The sequence below is a fragment of the Hymenobacter sp. HDW8 genome (assembly GCF_011305775.1).
Taxonomy (GTDB): Bacteria; Bacteroidota; Bacteroidia; order Cytophagales; family Hymenobacteraceae; genus Hymenobacter; species Hymenobacter radiodurans.
Genome location: NZ_CP049907.1, coordinates 3901307 through 3917700, shown reverse-complemented (window position 1 = coordinate 3917700; position 16394 = coordinate 3901307). Strand labels below are relative to the sequence as shown.

The window sequence follows — 16394 nt, the reverse complement described above, 5'->3', positions numbered from 1 at the left end:
TGTTTACTATTGCAGCGTTTCCTCTTTTCGCGCCCGACTTGCCAGCATCATGCCCGTTTTATTTGAATTGCCTTATAATCCACCGATTGCCTTTTTTGCCGAACTAGTAGGGGCCGATTCCTTGTTACTAGAAAGCCACGAAAACTATCGCAAGCAAACCTATCGTAACCGGTGTCTTATCCTGACGGCCCAAGGCGTGAAGCCTCTTACGGTGCCTGTAGTAGACGGTAATCGAAGCGAGAAAGTCAAAACAGCAGAGTTAGAGATAGATTATCGGCAAAACTGGGTGCACCAGCATTGGCGTACGCTGCAAACCGCTTATGGTGGCAGTCCGTATTTTGAATATTACGCCGACTATTTGCACGATATCTACGTACAAAAACCTCGACTGCTTTTTGACCTCAACCTCAACCTACTGCACTTCTATCTACGATGCCTCCGGCTGCGAATTCCGGTGGCATTTACCGCTGAATATCATCCCTCCTACCTCGACCCTACGGTGCGCGACCGGCGCGATTGGCTGACACCTAAAGCACCCGCTCATCCCGAACCTGACACTCCGTCCGAACACGGCCGGGTGCGGCCTTATTCGCAGACCTTTGGCCTGCAATTTGTTCCTCATTTAAGCATATTGGACCTGCTCTTTTCGCAGGGACCCAACACCGGCAGCTATCTCGCGTAGATTTCCTTAGTGCTGCCCCCGAACCTTCGCCCGCCCTTTCCTGTTTTCAGGTTGATCCGGCCCAACCCGCTTTTTTAGCGGGGATCTATATTTTCTTCACTACCTTATCTGCATGGAAGCTAAATTCTCAAATCGAGTCAAAGAGGTCATCTCTTTGAGCCGGGAAGAAGCCATCCGGCTCGGGCACGATTATATCGGCACCGAACATCTGCTGTTGGGCATGATCCGCGAAGGCGAAGGCACTGCCATCGGACTGCTCAAGAAATTGGGTGTTTCGGTGGAAGAGCTTAAGTACGCATTGGAACAAGCAACCCGCAACACGGCTACACAAGGCACGAGCATTACCGGCTCTATTCCGCTGACCAAACAAACCGAGAAAGTACTCAAGATCACCTATCTAGAGGCTAAAATCTTCAAGAGCGAAATTATCGGCACCGAGCATTTGCTGCTGTCGATTCTTCGCGATGAAGACAATATTTCTTCGCAAATCCTCAGCAAATTCAACGTGAACTACGAATCCGTACGCGACTCGCTGGACTATCACGGCAACCCTGCCCCACCGACCGCGCCCCCGACACTGACGACGACGACAACGACAAGCTCTTCGGCGGCTCTAGCCGCGGTAGCAGCTCGGGTAGTAGCTCCGCTGCGAAAAAGCCCGGCGAAAAGTCACGCACCCCTGTGCTCGACAATTTCGGCCGCGACTTGACCAAGCTGGCCGAGGAAGACAAGCTTGACCCCATCGTAGGTCGTGAGAAAGAAATTGAGCGTGTAGCTCAGATTCTGTCGCGCCGCAAGAAGAACAACCCTATCCTCATCGGTGAGCCCGGTGTTGGTAAAACCGCTATTGCAGAAGGCCTAGCCCTGCGCATTATCCAGAAGAAAGTATCACGTGTGCTGTTCGGCAAGCGCGTCGTGACGCTGGATTTGGCTTCGCTGGTAGCTGGCACTAAGTACCGGGGGCAATTTGAGGAGCGTATGAAGGCCGTGATGAACGAGTTGGAAAAGTCTCCCGACGTTATCCTCTTCATTGACGAGCTGCACACGATTGTGGGCGCTGGTGGAGCTTCGGGCTCGCTGGATGCTTCCAACATGTTCAAGCCGGCTTTGGCCCGCGGTGAGATTCAATGCATTGGTGCTACGACGCTGGACGAGTATCGTCAGTACATTGAGAAAGACGGTGCCCTAGCTCGTCGTTTCCAGATGGTGATGGTAGACCCTACCACGCCTGAAGAGACGATCGAAATCCTGCACAACATCAAGGATAAGTATCAGGATCACCACCACGTTATCTATACCGATAAGGCGATTGAGTCGTGTGTGAAGCTTTCGGACCGCTATATGTCCGACCGCTTCCTGCCCGATAAAGCCATCGATATTCTTGATGAAGCTGGTGCCCGCGTGCACATCAACAACATCGTGGTTCCCGAAGATATTCTTAAGCTCGAGGAGCAGATTGAGAACATCAAAGTGGAGAAAAACCGCGTGGTAAAGTCGCAGAAATACGAAGAAGCCGCTCAGCTTCGCGACAAAGAGAAGAAGCTTCTGGAGCAACTCGACTCAGCTAAGAAAAGCTGGGAAGATGAGACCAAGAAGAAGCGCTACACTGTGAAAGAGGAAAACGTGGCCGAGGTAATCGCCATGATGACTGGTATTCCGGTAGTGCGTGTGGCCCAGAACGAAAGCCAGAAGCTGCTCAACATGGGTGAGGAGCTGCAAGGCAAAGTAATTGGTCAGGATAAAGCCATCAAGCAATTGGTGAAAGCTATCCAGCGTACTCGCGTAGGCTTGAAAGATCCGAAGAAGCCAATCGGCTCGTTCGTGTTCCTTGGCCCAACCGGTGTAGGTAAGACGGAGCTTGCTAAAGTGTTGTCTACTTATCTGTTCGACAAAGAGGATTCACTCGTGCGCATTGACATGAGTGAGTACATGGAGAAATTCAGCGTATCGCGCCTGGTGGGCGCGCCTCCCGGCTACGTGGGCTACGAAGAAGGCGGTCAGTTGACGGAGAAAATTCGTCGCAAGCCTTACTCGGTTATCCTGCTAGACGAGATTGAGAAGGCTCACCCCGACGTGTACAACCTGCTGCTGCAAGTACTCGACGATGGTATCCTAACCGATGGTCTGGGCCGCAAGGTGGACTTCCGCAACACGATTATCATCATGACCTCTAACATCGGTGCCCGCGACTTGCAGGACTTTGGTGCAGGTATTGGCTTCGGCACTAAAGCCCGAGTTGATAACATGGATGATATCATGAAGGGCACGATTACCAATGCCCTGCGCAAGACGTTCTCACCCGAGTTCCTTAACCGTTTGGATGACGTGATCGTCTTTAATGCTCTTGAGAAAAAAGACATTCATAAGATTATCGACATCTCGCTGGCTAAGCTTCTGTCGCGTATCCAGACATTGGGCTACAAAGTTGAGCTGACGGAAGCCGCTAAGGACTTCGTAGCTGACAAAGGCTATGATCCAAAGTATGGTGCGCGTCCGCTGAACCGGGCTATCCAGAAGTATATCGAAGATCCGATTGCGGAGGAGATCCTGAAAGCAGAGATTGCACAAGGTGATATCATCACTGCTGATTTCACAGAAGGGGCTGAAGAGCTTGTCTTTGCAGTAAGCAAGAGTGGTGAGAAGACCAATCTGGCCAGCGATGAGCGGCCAGAGGAAGCTCCCGAGCCAGACGCCGATGACGTGACTGATAAGGGCAAGGGCAAGTAAGTTTTAGATTACCAAAAGGGCCGACTTCTGTACAGAAGCCGGCCCTTTTACTTTGTAAAGCATTTTATGCGTAACCACTAAAAAAGCCCCCCGATTAGAGTGCGTCATTTTTGCGCCCTTCGGTTACCTTTGGCTTCCTAACCTAAGTAGCTACATCAATTTCCACCCATATATGTCCGATCCTCACGCCGACGCCCAATTAAGCAAACTTGAAATTCTCGACCGCAAAAATGCCGAAGCACTACTTGGCGGGGGGCAAATTCGCATCGACGCGCAGCACAAAAAAGGCAAGCTGACGGCTCGAGAACGAGTAGACTTATTGCTGGATGAAGGTTCATTTGAGGAAATCGGCAAATTTGTGATGCATCGCTCCAAGGATTTTGGCTTGGATAAAGAATATTATCTCGGTGATGGTGTAGTAACGGGTTATGGCACCGTGAATGGGCGGTTGGTGTATGTTTTCTCCCAAGATTTTACGGTCTTCGGTGGCTCTTTGAGTGAGACGCACGCTGAGAAGATTGTGAAAATCATGGATCTGGCGATGAAGAATGGAGCGCCAGTGATTGGTCTGAATGACTCGGGCGGGGCCCGGATTCAGGAAGGCGTTGTGAGTTTGGGCGGTTACGCTGATATTTTCTATAAAAACACCCTCGCCTCTGGAGTTATTCCGCAGTTATCGGCCATTATGGGACCATGCGCGGGTGGCGCTGTGTACTCGCCAGCCATCACCGACTTTATCTTAATGGTGGAAAACACGAGCTATATGTTCGTGACGGGGCCAAACGTAGTAAAGACCGTAACCCACGAAAATGTAACCAGCGAAGAGTTAGGCGGCGCGAGTACGCACTCGGCTAAAAGCGGCGTAACGCATTTCTCTTGTGCTAATGAAGTAGCCTGCATTACCCACCTCAAGCAGCTGCTGAGCTACATGCCACAGAACTGCGAAGAAACAGCCCCTACCCTACCCTACGAGCCGCAGAGTGATGAAACGCGGCCTGCGCTTAACAGTATCATCCCCGAAAACCCAAACCAGCCTTATGATATCCGCGAAGTAATTGAGGGAATCATTGATGCTGAGTCATTCTTGGAAGTCCACCAAAATTTCGCTGAGAACATTGTCGTGGGATTTGCCCGGCTAGGCGGTCGAAGCATCGGGATTGTGGGCAATCAGCCGGCGGTACTGGCTGGCGTACTCGACATCAATGCCAGTACTAAAGCTGCCCGTTTCGTACGTTTCTGCGACTCCTTCAACATCCCGTTGTTGGTGCTGGAAGATGTACCCGGTTTTTTGCCTGGCACTGATCAGGAATGGCGAGGCATTATCACGAACGGCGCGAAGCTACTCTATGCTTTTTGCGAAGCTACGGTGCCGCGTATCACAGTTATTACTCGCAAAGCGTACGGTGGCGCCTACGATGTGATGAACTCCAAGCACATTGGAGCCGATATGAACTACGCCTGGCCAACCGCCGAAATCGCGGTGATGGGGGCTAAAGGTGCGGCCGAAATCATTTTTAAGCGCGAAATAGCCACCGCGGAAGACCCTGAAGCTAAGCTGGCCGAAAAGGTAGATGAGTATCAGCAGAAGTTTGCGACTCCTTATCGTGCGGCGCACCGGGGCTTTGTAGATGAGGTTATTCTGCCGGCTCAAACGCGCCAGAAATTAATCCGCGCGTTTAAGATGCTGGAGAATAAGGTAGATGTGCTGCCGCGCAAAAAACACGGAAATATTCCGCTTTAGAGCTGCCATTTGCTGTAGCTCGCGGCTTTTAGCGCATTTACTTAGCCATCCTAAATGCACTGATTTTAACGTATTCACGACCGATTAGCTGGTATTTGCTTCTTTCGGCTCCTTGATACTCTTTCCCGGATGGCAGCTTCTTAACCTGACCTACCCATGCGTAACGAATCTTTCGACTTCCTCCAGAAATATCTGAATAATCCTTCACCAACCGGCTTTGAGAAGGAAGGGCAAAAGCTGTGGCTTGACTACGTAAAGCCCTACATCGACGAATATTTCGTGGATACTTACGGAACGGTAGTTGGAGTTATTAACCCAGAAGCCAAGTACAAAGTAGTTATTGAAGCGCACGCCGACGAGATTTCTTACTTCGTGAATTACATCACGAAAGAAGGCTACATCTATGTGCGGCGCAATGGCGGCTCTGATGCGTTGGTAGCTCCGTCCAAGCGTGTAAATATTCACACGGACAAGGGAGTTGTGAAAGCCATCTTTGGGTGGCCGGCTATCCACGTGCGCAAGGTAGAGCAAGACAAGGCTCCAACGATTGAAACCATTTTCCTGGATTGTGGCGCCACGTCGAAGGAGGAGGTGGAGAAGATGGGCATTCACGTCGGCTCGGTTGTCACCTTCGAGGATGAGTTCATGGTGATGAACGAGCAGTTCTACGTGGGGCGAGCGCTGGATAATCGGATTGGCGGTTTTATGATTGCGGAAGTGGCTCGGTTGCTGAAGGAAAACAAGCAGAAGCTGCCTTTTGGCCTCTACGTGGTGAATGCCGTGCAGGAAGAAATTGGCCTGCGGGGGGCAGAAATGATTGCCCACCGCATTCAGCCCGATGTGGCCATCATCACGGATGTGATTCATGACACCCAGGCGCCCATGTACGAGAAGAAAACTAGTGGCGACCTGCACTGCGGCAAAGGCCCGGTAGTTACCTACGGTCCGGCGGTGCAGAATAATCTGCGTGAGCTGATCATCGAAACAGCCAAAACCTCTGACATTCCGTTTCAGCGTGCTTCCGCAACCCGCGCCACTGGCACCGATACCGATGCCTTTGCTTACTCTAATGCTGGTGTGGCGGCAGCACTTATCTCTCTTCCACTCAAGTACATGCATACCACCGTGGAGACGGTACACCAGGATGATGTGGAGAACGTAATTCAGCTGATTTACCAAACGCTGCTGCGCATCGAGGACGGCCACGATTTCCGCTACTTCAGCTAATAGTGCTTATCCAGAATAAGAAGTCACAACGCCGACCTGACACCATATTGTCAGATCGGCGTTGTGGCTTCGTAGAAAGCTTTATCGTGTTTTTGGCTTCGTATGTCTCAGTTCCCTCCTCCCCCACCTGCTCTGCCTCTGACCCTCACCGATCAGATGGGACGGCGCGTGGTGGTACCGTATCCGCCGCAACGGATTGTGTCGCTGGTGCCTTCTCAAACGGAGTTGTTGTATGATTTAGGTTTGGGGGAAAAGGTAGTTGGGTTAACCAAATTCTGCCTTCATCCAGCCGACGCGCGGCAGCAGGCTACTGTAATAGGTGGCACCAAAAACTTCGATTTTGAGAAGATTGCCGCGCTAAAGCCTGATCTTATTATCGGGAATAAGGAGGAAAATTATCAGGAAGGCATTGAGCAGTTGGCCGCGCTTTATCCGGTGTGGCTCAGCGACATTAGCACCCTTACCGATGCCTTGCGCATGATTCGGCAGGTAGGCGTGCTGGTAGGTGCCAAGGCCAAGGCTGACCAAATGGCGGCCGCTATTGAGCATTCCTTTGCGCAGCTTTCGCCTCTTCAGCCGTCAGTACTAGCTGCCTATTTCATTTGGCGCAAACCGTATATGGCGGCGGCGGCAGACACGTTTATAGATGATATGCTGACGCGGGCAGGTTTTACCAACGTATTTGCCCCCAGCAGCGCTATCCAGAAATTTCGGCAGAGCAGTTGGCTGCGGCCGCGCCGCGTGTTATCCTGTTGTCGTCAGAGCCCTATCCATTTGCAGATAAGCACATTGCGGAGTTTCTGGCAATTTGTCCTTCAGCCCAAATCCGGATAGTAGACGGAGAATTATTCAGCTGGTATGGCAGCCGGCTGCAACACTCGGCGGCGTATTTTGCTAAGTTGAGAGCCACTGTGGTAACTAAAGTATAAGAGGCGGTCATACTTCGCTGCTGCTTTGTATGACCGCCTTTGGAAACCGCTTCAGCCCTATGATTTGAAGCCTGCCTGTTCCAACTCATTCCAGAAGCTGGGATACGACTTGCGAACGACCTGGGGGGCATTTATGGTTAGTGGGCCGCGCAGCGCTAGCGGAGCGAAGGCCATAGCCATGCGGTGGTCGTGGTAGGTGGCGATGGTTTGGCCATCTACTTTAAAACCAGCAGCCGCAACGCGAAATGCATCGCGCTGCACCTCAGTGAATGAAGCGCCGAATTTGGCTAGCTCGGTTTGGAGGGCCAGAATACGATCCGTTTCCTTGATGCGCAGGCTTTCTAGGCCAGTCATTTCTACGTTTACGCCTTGGGCAGCGGCTACTACGGCTACGGTTTGAGCCAGATCAGGGCAATCGGTGAAGTCTTGGGAGAAGCCACCCGTTATGGGTTGCTGGATGAGCTGTACGCCATCGGGCAGAAATTCGGTGGCAACGCCCAGCTTCTCCATTATGCCCACAATTGCCTGGTCACCTTGCAGGGAGTGGCGCCGCAGCCCTGGCAGGTAAATTTGCCCCCCAGCCGGCGATAAAGCCACCATCGCATACCAATAGCTGGCCGCCGACCAGTCGGCCTCAATGGCATAATCGGCGGGTTTGTAGGGAATAGGGCGCACTTCCAGCACGGAGCCCAGATCGCGACAGTCGGCGCCAAAATGCTGCATAAGTGCCAGCGTCATGCGGATGTAGGGCCGTGAACCGACTTTGCCTGTCAGGAATAACCGCAGCCCGCCGAGGAGTTGGGGCCCGATCATCAGTAGCGCCGAAATGTATTGGCTGCTAATATCGCCGCGCACGGTGAGTTCAGCCATATCTGTAGAAGGCAAATTTGCCCCCCAGCCCTTGATATAAAGCGGTGGATATCCTTCCTTTTCCGCGTAGTCAATCTGCATTCCGAGCTGGCGTAAAGCCTCAACGAGGACGCCGATGGGACGCTCCCGCATGCGGGCAGTACCGGTGAGCAGCACGCGCCGGTCGGTGACGGATAAGTAGGCCGTGAGGAAGCGCATGACAGTGCCCGCATCTTCCGCATCGAGCGTATCGGCAGCGGGACTAGCCAACAGCCGACGCATGAGCTGGGTATCGTTGGCGTCGGAAAGATTGGTGAGTGAGCCGTTACCAGCAAGGGCCTGAATGATGAGGGCGCGGTTGCTTTCACTCTTAGAGGCTGGCAGTTGGGCAGAGCCCTGTAGAGGGCCGCCGGGCCAGGAAAGCGTTATTGAATCGGGCATTCGGGTGCTTAATGAGAAACGCCTAGTGCGTAGTAAACTTGTCTTTAGCTCAACAGGCGGTGATAGTAACGCAGGGAGCTAGCTATTTCATCTACAGTAACGGGCTGGTCGTAGATGGCATTGCCAATACCTTCCAGCAAGGTACAATTGATGACAGAACCAGTATTTTTCTTGTCCTGTAAAGCTAGTTCGGCAATAGCATCGGTTTCGAGCGTAACAAACTGCACCTTTTCGAATACCGAGAACAGAAAAGTCTCAATTTTATCTAGCTCTTCTTCACTCAGAAGGCCTTTCTGCACAGAGAGCCAGCTTTCGCAAATCATACCGGCGGCAACGGCTTCGCCGTGCAGAATCTCACGGCCGGGCTGACTGAGCAGGTAGCTTTCGAGGGCGTGGCCCACGGTGTGGCCGAAATTAAGCACCTTGCGCAACCCACTTTCTAGCGGATCAGCAGCCACAATGCGTTCCTTAGTCACGACTGATTCGTGAATAATTGGGCCCCACTCATCCACAAAAAAGCCCGTACGCCGATGGTGTTCAAACGCGGCAGCGTCGGCAATCAGCCAGTGCTTCACTACTTCCGCGTAGCCGGATTTGAGCTGGCGGGGGTCGAGTGTATTTAAAAACCGAGGCTCGATGAACACGGCCGCTGGCGTCTGAAATACCCCGAGCTGGTTCTTAAAATTTTGGAAATCGATGCCGGTTTTGCCCCCCACACTGGCATCTACCTGGGCCAGCAGCGTAGTGGGCACCTGCACGAAACGAATGCCGCGCTTATACAGAGCCGCGCAAAAGCCCCCCAAATCCGTAACGACGCCGCCGCCGAGGTTTACGAGTACCGCAAAACGGTCGGCGCGGGCTTCGGTCAGCGCTTCCCACACGGTTTCGCAGGTAGACAACACTTTATACTCTTCCCCGTCAGGAATCTCGATAGTTACGTGATTATCAGGCAAAAATTCGCGCAGCCGCGGGTAGCAGAGTCGAATAGTATTGGCGTCGGCTAACACAAAAACCTGACTTACCGCCGGTTGGCGCAATAAGTCGGCGAGTTCGATCAACGCGTGGGGGCCAATGGCGGGAGTGTCTTGCAAGGGATGGATGGGTTAGCGGAGAACAATCGAAAGCACAGGTAGTAAAGACGGCTATTCCGGGTTCTGGTTCATAATCTCGGTTTGCTTACGAATGCTTTCCAGATGAATCAGCTCGTACAGTTTGGCCACAAACGGGTCATTCAGGCGCAATTTTGCCCCCCAGTCTCGCCGCGACGCGAATATTTCCTGCCAGCGGTCCATCTGCAAAATCTTTACGTTGTTCTCCTTCTTGTACTCGGCCAGCTGCTCTACCAACGCCATACGCGCCGCTAGCGCCTCCATCAATTCCCGGTCGGCCGTGTCTATTTGCTGTCGGAGCTCCTCGGCTTTATTCAGGAAATCGGCATTGTTGGAGGAGCGGTAACGGTACTTCAGCTCTGATAAAATCTCAGCCAGCCGCGCTGGCGTTACCTGCTGGGCGGCATCCGAAAGGGCATTATCGGGGTCAGGATGCGTTTCGATCATCAAACCATCGTAATCCAGGTCGAGCGCCTTTTGCGAAACGGGCAGAATCAAGTCGCGGCGGCCGCTAATATGGCTGGGGTCGCAGATGAGAGGCACTTGGGGAAAGCGCGCTTTCAGCTCAAACGCCAGTTGCCACGTAGGGGCATTGCGGTAGCGCGAGGGCGCAAACGTGCTAAAACCGCGGTGAATAGCGGCTAAATCGGTGATGCCCACGCGCTCCAGTCGCTCCAAAGCACCCGCCCACAACGCCACATCTGGGTTCACCGGATTTTTGACCATTACGGGCACACCCGTACCAGCCAGCGCTTCGGCTAACTCCTGCACAGCAAAGGGATTAACGGTGGTGCGGGCCCCAATCCAGAGTACATCAATGCCGTGGCGCAGGGCGTCTTCTACGTGGCGCGGCGTGGCTACTTCTATAGTTACAGGTAAGCCTACCTCCTGGCGTACCCGCTGCAACCACGGTAGCGCGGTGGTACCCATGCCCTCAAACCCACCAGGTTTGGTGCGAGGCTTCCAAACGCCCGAGCGGAACAGATCTACTTGGCCCATTGCTTTCAGAGCGCGGGCGGTGGTAAGTACCTGATCTTCAGTTTCGGCGCTACAGGGCCCCGCAATGAGCAACGGCAGCCCTTTGTTGGCTAGCAAGTGGGTAAAAAAGGTGGCTTTGGCAGTAGTATCCATGTACATAAACGCGGGTTCGGGAGGGGGCAGCCCCAAAAAGCCCCCCAGCTCCTCAAGTAAGGGCATTGGAAAAAGAGCGCGCTGCAAGGTAACTCTACCGGTCAAAACGTTGTTTAAAACCTATCTTCGCCCACCCAAAAGCGTTGTTTAAAAACCACCCGCTCTATGTTAGCTACCCACGCCCCGTCCCTGTCCTTCAACGATACCGCTGTTGCCTTTGCTTCTAAATCTGATGCCGAATTGCGCCAGATGTATGCGCTGTTCGCGGCTATGAACAATAATACCCTAGTGAAAGCTGGGGGCGGCATGATGAAAGCAGCGCTCAAATGGGGCCTGCCAGTGAAGTTTCTAATCAAGAAAACCATCTTTGAACAGTTCTGCGGCGGCGAAACCATTCAGGAGTGCCTGCCCGTGATTGAAGAGTTGGGCCGCTACAACATCGGCACTATCCTCGACTATTCGGTGGAGGGCGAAGGCAGCGACAAAAGCTACGATCACACGCGCGACGAGATTCTGGCCACCATCGATTTGGCGCATCGTTCCACTCATATCCCCTTCTCCGTATTTAAAGTAACTGGCCTCGCCGACAGCGTTATTCTGGAGAAAGTACAGGCCAAACAGACGCTCACTCAGGCTGAGCAAGCCAGCTTTGAGCGCTCTAAAGCCCGAGTGGATGCTATTTGCGCCCGCGCCCACCAGTATGGAGTGCGCGTGTTCGTGGATGCGGAAGAAAGCTGGTTTCAGGAAACCGTTGACAACATGGCGTATGAGATGATGGCCAAATACAACCGGGAGTCGGCTATCGTTTGGAACACCTACCAGCTCTACCGGCACGACCGTCTGGAAGCAATTGAGGAAGCGTACGAAACCGCCAAACGTGAAGGATATTACCTGGGGGGCAAATTGGTGCGGGGTGCGTACATGGAAAAGGAGAGTCGTACTGCCGCTCAGCGTGGCTACCAGAACCCCATCAACCCTACCAAAGAAGCCACCGATCAACTATATAACGAGGCGCTTCGCTACTGCGTAGCCCACGTCGACCGCATTAGTATTTGTGCCGGCACTCATAATGAAGCAAGCTCCTTGTTGCTCACTGAACTGATGCAGGAGCACAACTTACGGCCGCAGGATACGCGCATCTGGTTTGCTCAACTCTATGGTATGAGCGACAATCTGAGCTATAACTTGGCTAATGCGGGCTATAACACGGCTAAGTATGTGCCCTACGGCCCGGTGGAGGCGGTCATGCCTTATCTATTGCGCCGCGCCGACGAGAATACTGCCATTGCAGGCCAAAGCAGCCGGGAGTTTTCGCTTATTCAAAGAGAAATGACGCGACGTAAGAGCAAAAAATAGGACGTACAATAGGAGACCTTACGTCGGCACAGTTTTGGTTTGCGATCATAGGACTGCTCAAATATGTTAGTTTTGAACAGTACATTGCTAATCCTTTCCCGCCCGACTACTCCCGTTGCTCCAATGAATGCTCGTGTTCGCAGCCACCTAATTCGATTCGCCCGCCACCAGGTAGGTACTACTAGCTACCTGAACCTAGTGCAAGAAGCCGAGTTAGGCCTCAACCTAGAGATTTCACACGAAAAATCACGGTTGAACGAGATTCTAAGTGAGATATCAGAGAAGGAATTCAATAATGGACGGCCTATTCTGAGTTGTTTGGTAAAAGTAGCAGGCTCCAAAGGCCAAGGCGATACTTTCTTCAAGCTGTGCGAACGGTTGGGATTGGGCGAGTGGCGCACCTTAAAGCAAGACCCAGAATTTTTAAAAAACCTGCGCCAAGAGTGCCGCGACTTTTGGCAGATTGATGCCAACTACGAGAAATTTGGCTGATTCAGGCTGAGCAATTAGCTCATCTGTAGACTGCAATAGATCAGAATCTGAAGATAGAATAGGAGCTATACAGAAATTTCTGTAACCCCCACACGGAGCGCGCCGTTTAGCTACTCAACTGGCTAGTGGGGCGCTTTTCTGTTTTAAAGCTTCCGCAGCTAGCTAAACTCTCCCTTTACCACAATCTAATCTACCCTACCCAAATGGAAACGAACAACAGCAACAACCCCACGAATACTGGTACAGGCTCAGGCGCTAACTACGGAACTGGCTCGGCTGGTACGGGCATGAGCAACAGCACGACGGGTAATACAACTTCAAGCGGCAACATGGGCAACTCCAGCACTGGTAGCTCAAATGTAGAAGGCGACGATTTCAGCGCTACTGCTAAAGGTGCCGCTATCGCCGGTACTCCTGGTGCAGTAGTAGGCCGTGCCGTTGATGGCATTCAAAATACTGCCGACCACGCTGCCCACGCCGCAACCGGCCAGCCTTATGACTCTAGCAAAAGCAGTGGCATGATGACTAGTTCATTCCGTGACCGTGACAGCGCTGAGCGTGCTTATAACACCCTGTCTTCACGCGGCTACAGCAAAGACGACGTTAACCTATTGATGTCGGATGAAACCCGTAAGCGTCACTTCGGCGAAAATACTCCTGACACTGACCTAGGCGACAAAGCTATGGAAGGTGCTGGTGTAGGCTCGGCCATTGGTGGTACTGCTGGTGCTATTATCGGCGCTATCGCCGCTATCGGTACTTCGGTTGCCCTTCCTGGCCTAGGCCTTGTAATCGCTGGTCCTATTGCAGCAGCTTTGGCTGGTGCTGGTGCTGGTGGCTTAACTGGTGGCCTAGTAGGTGCACTAGTGGGTTCAGGTATTCCTGAGGAGCACGCTGCTGAGTACGAGCAGGACATTAAGCAAGGCGGCATCGTAATGGGTGTGAAGCCCCGCAACGATGAAGACGCTAAGTACTTCGAAGAGGAGTTCCGTCGTCATAACGCCGACCGTGTTCGTCGCTACTAGTAGCTATCTATAGATAACTAAGCTTTGATAAAAAGCCCCCTCTAACATAGAGGGGGCTTTTTTGTTATATATAAGCAGGAGCGATAAGACAGTTGCCTTATTTTAGCTATTATGCTTTGGGTTTTTTATCCAAATGATATCCTGTTGCGTATCTGTAGCTGATTGCAGAGTTTTACTGATGTGGTATAATGCAACCCTACTGGCAAAGCCGCTTCCTTTCCTGTGATTGTGGGCACTTATTTGCCAATAGCTAGCGTTTTGTGCTTATAACCGGCCCCACGCTAGATAACTGATAAGCGGCTCGCGGTTTATTTCCTTTTGATTTTCTCCATTTCACGCTGATTTCCATGTCTTCTCCCCGCTTGAAAATAGGGCTTTATGCCTCGCTGGTGATGGCCATCTTTGTGCTTGCTTCTTACAAGCTCTACCGGCGCACCGATGCCCGGGCGCCGCAGAAAGATGAGGTCCTCATCAAAGCCATGCTTCAGGGCTTAACTGTAGCGCACTACCAGCCTGAAAAAGTAGATGATACTTTCTCAAAGCGGGTATTTGATCTGACCCTAAAGCGCATTGACTACAATAAGAAGTTCTTGTTGCAGTCGGACGTAGCGCAGCTGCGCAAATACCAGACGGCCATCGACGATCAGGTGAAAGCGGGTACCCACGAGTTCCTCGACTTAGCCTCGCAACTGATGGACCAGCGCATGAAAGATGTGCAGGTTATGTATCGCGAGATTTTGGCTCAACCTTTCGACTTTACCAAGGAAGAGTCATTTGAGACTGAGTCGGATAAGATGACTTTTGCGGCCGACAAGGCTGCCCAGCGCGAAGAGTGGCGCAAATATTTGAAGTATCATACCCTGTCACGGGTTTCCGAGATGATGGATGAGCAGGCCAAGCGCAAGGAAAAAGCCTTAGCTCCTACTGCCTCTATTGGCAAACCGGCCATCGTGGCGACTAACGAGCCTAACCGGACACTTGCCGAAATGGAAATTGAGGCACGCAAGCGGGTATTGAAGTACTTCGATAGCCAGTTTAATGATATGATGCAGACGGACGCAGCAGAGCGTCTTGCACTGTATGCCAATGCTATTGCTAACACCTACGATCCTCATACTGAGTATTTTGCCCCCCGCGATAAAGAAAGATTTGACGAAGGCATGACTGGCCAATTTGAAGGAATCGGTGCCTCGTTACAAGAAAAAGATGGTCAGATTAAGGTATCTGATTTGATTCCGGGCAGTGCTTCGTATCGTCAAGGTGACTTGAAAGCTGGTGATATTATTCTGCGGGTAGCGCAGGGTACAGCTGAGCCGGTATCCGTTGAAGGCTTGCGTCTGGATAAAGCGGTAGCGCTGATCAAAGGCAAGAAAGGAACTGAGGTTCGCCTTACGGTAAAGAAAGCGGATGGCAGCACGCAGATAATTCCTATCATCCGTGACGTGGTTATCATCGAAGAAACCTTCGCTAAGTCAGCTACTATCAACGAAGGCGGTAAAAAGGTAGGCTATATCCGCCTCCCAAGCTTTTATGCTGATTTCAGTGACAATGGTGGTCGCAGCAGCGCTACTGATGTTAAGAAAGAGTTGGAGAAGCTAACCAGCGAAAACGTACAGGGTGTAGTGCTCGACTTGCGCCAGAACGGTGGTGGTTCCTTGCAGGATGCCGTAGAGATGGCTGGTTTATTCGTTGAGAATGGCCCTATAGTACAGGTTCGCTCGAGCCAAGGTGCGCCAACCATCATGAACGACCGCGACCCTCGCGTGCAATACTCTGGGCCGCTGGTGGTGCTAGTAAATAAGTACAGTGCTTCGGCCTCTGAGATTTTGGCTGCTGCCATCCAAGACTATAAGCGTGGCGTCGTGATAGGTGCGGCCAGCACTTACGGTAAGGGTACGGTTCAGCGCGTCTTTGACTTAGATGACGCAATGCCCGCCGAGTTCAACAACATCAAGCCTTTTGGTTCGCTGAAGCTGACGACGCAGAAGTTCTACCGCATCAACGGTGGTTCTACGCAGTTTAAAGGTGTAGTGCCGGACATTATCCTGCCAGACATGTATAGCTACCTCGACCAAGGTGAGAAAGAGTCGGATTATCCGTTGAAGTGGGATGAGATCAGCCCAGCTCGCTACCGTCCTTGGAGCGGTGCTCCCGCCGTTGCTAAGCTAACTGAAGCCAGTAAGAAGCGTGTGGACACTAGCGAAAGCTTCAAGCTAATCAATGGTATGGTGCAGCGCATGATCAAGCGGAAGAACGAAACAATGGTTAGCCTGAAGCTAGATACGTATCGGGCTGAGCAGCTACTTGCCAAAGCAGAATCAGATAAGTATGAGCAATTGCAGAAAGCTGCAAAGCCGCTTGAAATTGCTCCTTTGGCCGTTGACATCCGTCAGTTGGGTTCCGATACTGTACAGGTAAATCGGGCTACCCGCTTCACTCGCAACCTCAAAAAGGATATCACCTTGCGTGAGGCTGTGGCTGTTGTTAAGGACCAGATTTAAGAAACGTTGGGTAAGCTCACACAGCTTACCAAAAAAGCCCCCAGAACGATTCTGGGGGGCTTTTTTTGGCTCTCACTACCAATGACAATTAAATTAGTAAATCAACTATAATAATCGTTGCTAACCAATCAGCTTATTTTAAATACAAAGCATTGATTATCAGCATTGTAATTAAGTTAAATAT

The 16394-nt window shown here is 51.9% G+C and carries 10 protein-coding genes and 2 pseudogenes; 9 read left to right on the top strand and 3 right to left on the bottom strand.

Annotated features, from left to right (window positions below):
* The first annotated feature begins 49 nt into the window (after positions 1-49).
* From G7064_RS16780 to G7064_RS16760, 5 genes and pseudogenes are all read left to right on the top strand, one after another.
* Positions 50-682 carry a WbqC family protein gene (locus G7064_RS16780; RefSeq protein ID WP_166074481.1) on the top strand — a complete coding sequence of 211 codons (633 nt, stop codon included), beginning with the start codon at positions 50-52 and terminating at the stop codon, positions 680-682.
* A gap of 112 nt (positions 683-794) precedes the next feature.
* A pseudogene (locus G7064_RS16775) lies at positions 795-3409 on the top strand (ATP-dependent Clp protease ATP-binding subunit).
* Positions 3410-3581: 172 nt separating this feature from the next.
* Complete coding sequence (locus G7064_RS16770) at positions 3582-5150, top strand: acyl-CoA carboxylase subunit beta (RefSeq protein ID WP_166074480.1); 1569 nt, start codon at positions 3582-3584, stop codon at positions 5148-5150.
* Positions 5151-5306: 156 nt separating this feature from the next.
* Positions 5307-6377 (top strand): M42 family metallopeptidase, encoded by a 1071-nt coding sequence (locus tag G7064_RS16765; RefSeq protein WP_133273746.1) that lies wholly within the window; start codon positions 5307-5309, stop codon positions 6375-6377.
* Between the two features lie 243 nt (positions 6378-6620).
* Positions 6621-7306, top strand: a pseudogene (locus G7064_RS16760) (ABC transporter substrate-binding protein).
* 57 nt (positions 7307-7363) lie between these two features.
* Here the strand turns inward: G7064_RS16760 and G7064_RS16755 are convergent.
* Genes G7064_RS16755 through G7064_RS16745 form a run of 3 tightly spaced genes read right to left on the bottom strand, consistent with a single transcriptional unit; the run spans position 7364 to position 10836 of the window.
* On the bottom strand, positions 7364-8596 hold the full coding sequence (locus G7064_RS16755; RefSeq protein WP_166074479.1) for a 3-phosphoshikimate 1-carboxyvinyltransferase: 1233 nt from the start codon (positions 8594-8596) through the stop codon (positions 7364-7366).
* A 44-nt stretch (positions 8597-8640) separates the two neighbouring features.
* Positions 8641-9687, bottom strand: coding sequence for a 3-dehydroquinate synthase (gene aroB / locus G7064_RS16750; RefSeq protein WP_166074478.1), 1047 nt, complete (start codon positions 9685-9687; stop codon positions 8641-8643).
* A gap of 51 nt (positions 9688-9738) precedes the next feature.
* Positions 9739-10836, bottom strand: coding sequence for a chorismate mutase (locus tag G7064_RS16745; protein ID WP_166075184.1), 1098 nt, complete (start codon positions 10834-10836; stop codon positions 9739-9741).
* A gap of 165 nt (positions 10837-11001) precedes the next feature.
* On the opposite strand from G7064_RS16745, the gene G7064_RS16740 reads away from it, so the two are divergent.
* From G7064_RS16740 to G7064_RS16725, 4 genes are all read left to right on the top strand, one after another.
* Positions 11002-12192 carry a proline dehydrogenase family protein gene (locus tag G7064_RS16740; protein ID WP_166074477.1) on the top strand — a complete coding sequence of 397 codons (1191 nt, stop codon included), beginning with the start codon at positions 11002-11004 and terminating at the stop codon, positions 12190-12192.
* 123 nt (positions 12193-12315) lie between these two features.
* Positions 12316-12684, top strand: coding sequence for a hypothetical protein (locus tag G7064_RS16735; RefSeq protein ID WP_133273751.1), 369 nt, complete (start codon positions 12316-12318; stop codon positions 12682-12684).
* A 203-nt stretch (positions 12685-12887) separates the two neighbouring features.
* A complete protein-coding gene (locus G7064_RS23115) occupies positions 12888-13709 on the top strand; it encodes a hypothetical protein (protein ID WP_317172783.1) in 822 nt (273 codons plus the stop codon).
* 347 nt (positions 13710-14056) lie between these two features.
* Positions 14057-16210 (top strand): carboxy terminal-processing peptidase, encoded by a 2154-nt coding sequence (locus G7064_RS16725; protein WP_166074476.1) that lies wholly within the window; start codon positions 14057-14059, stop codon positions 16208-16210.
* Positions 16211-16394 lie beyond the last annotated feature (184 nt).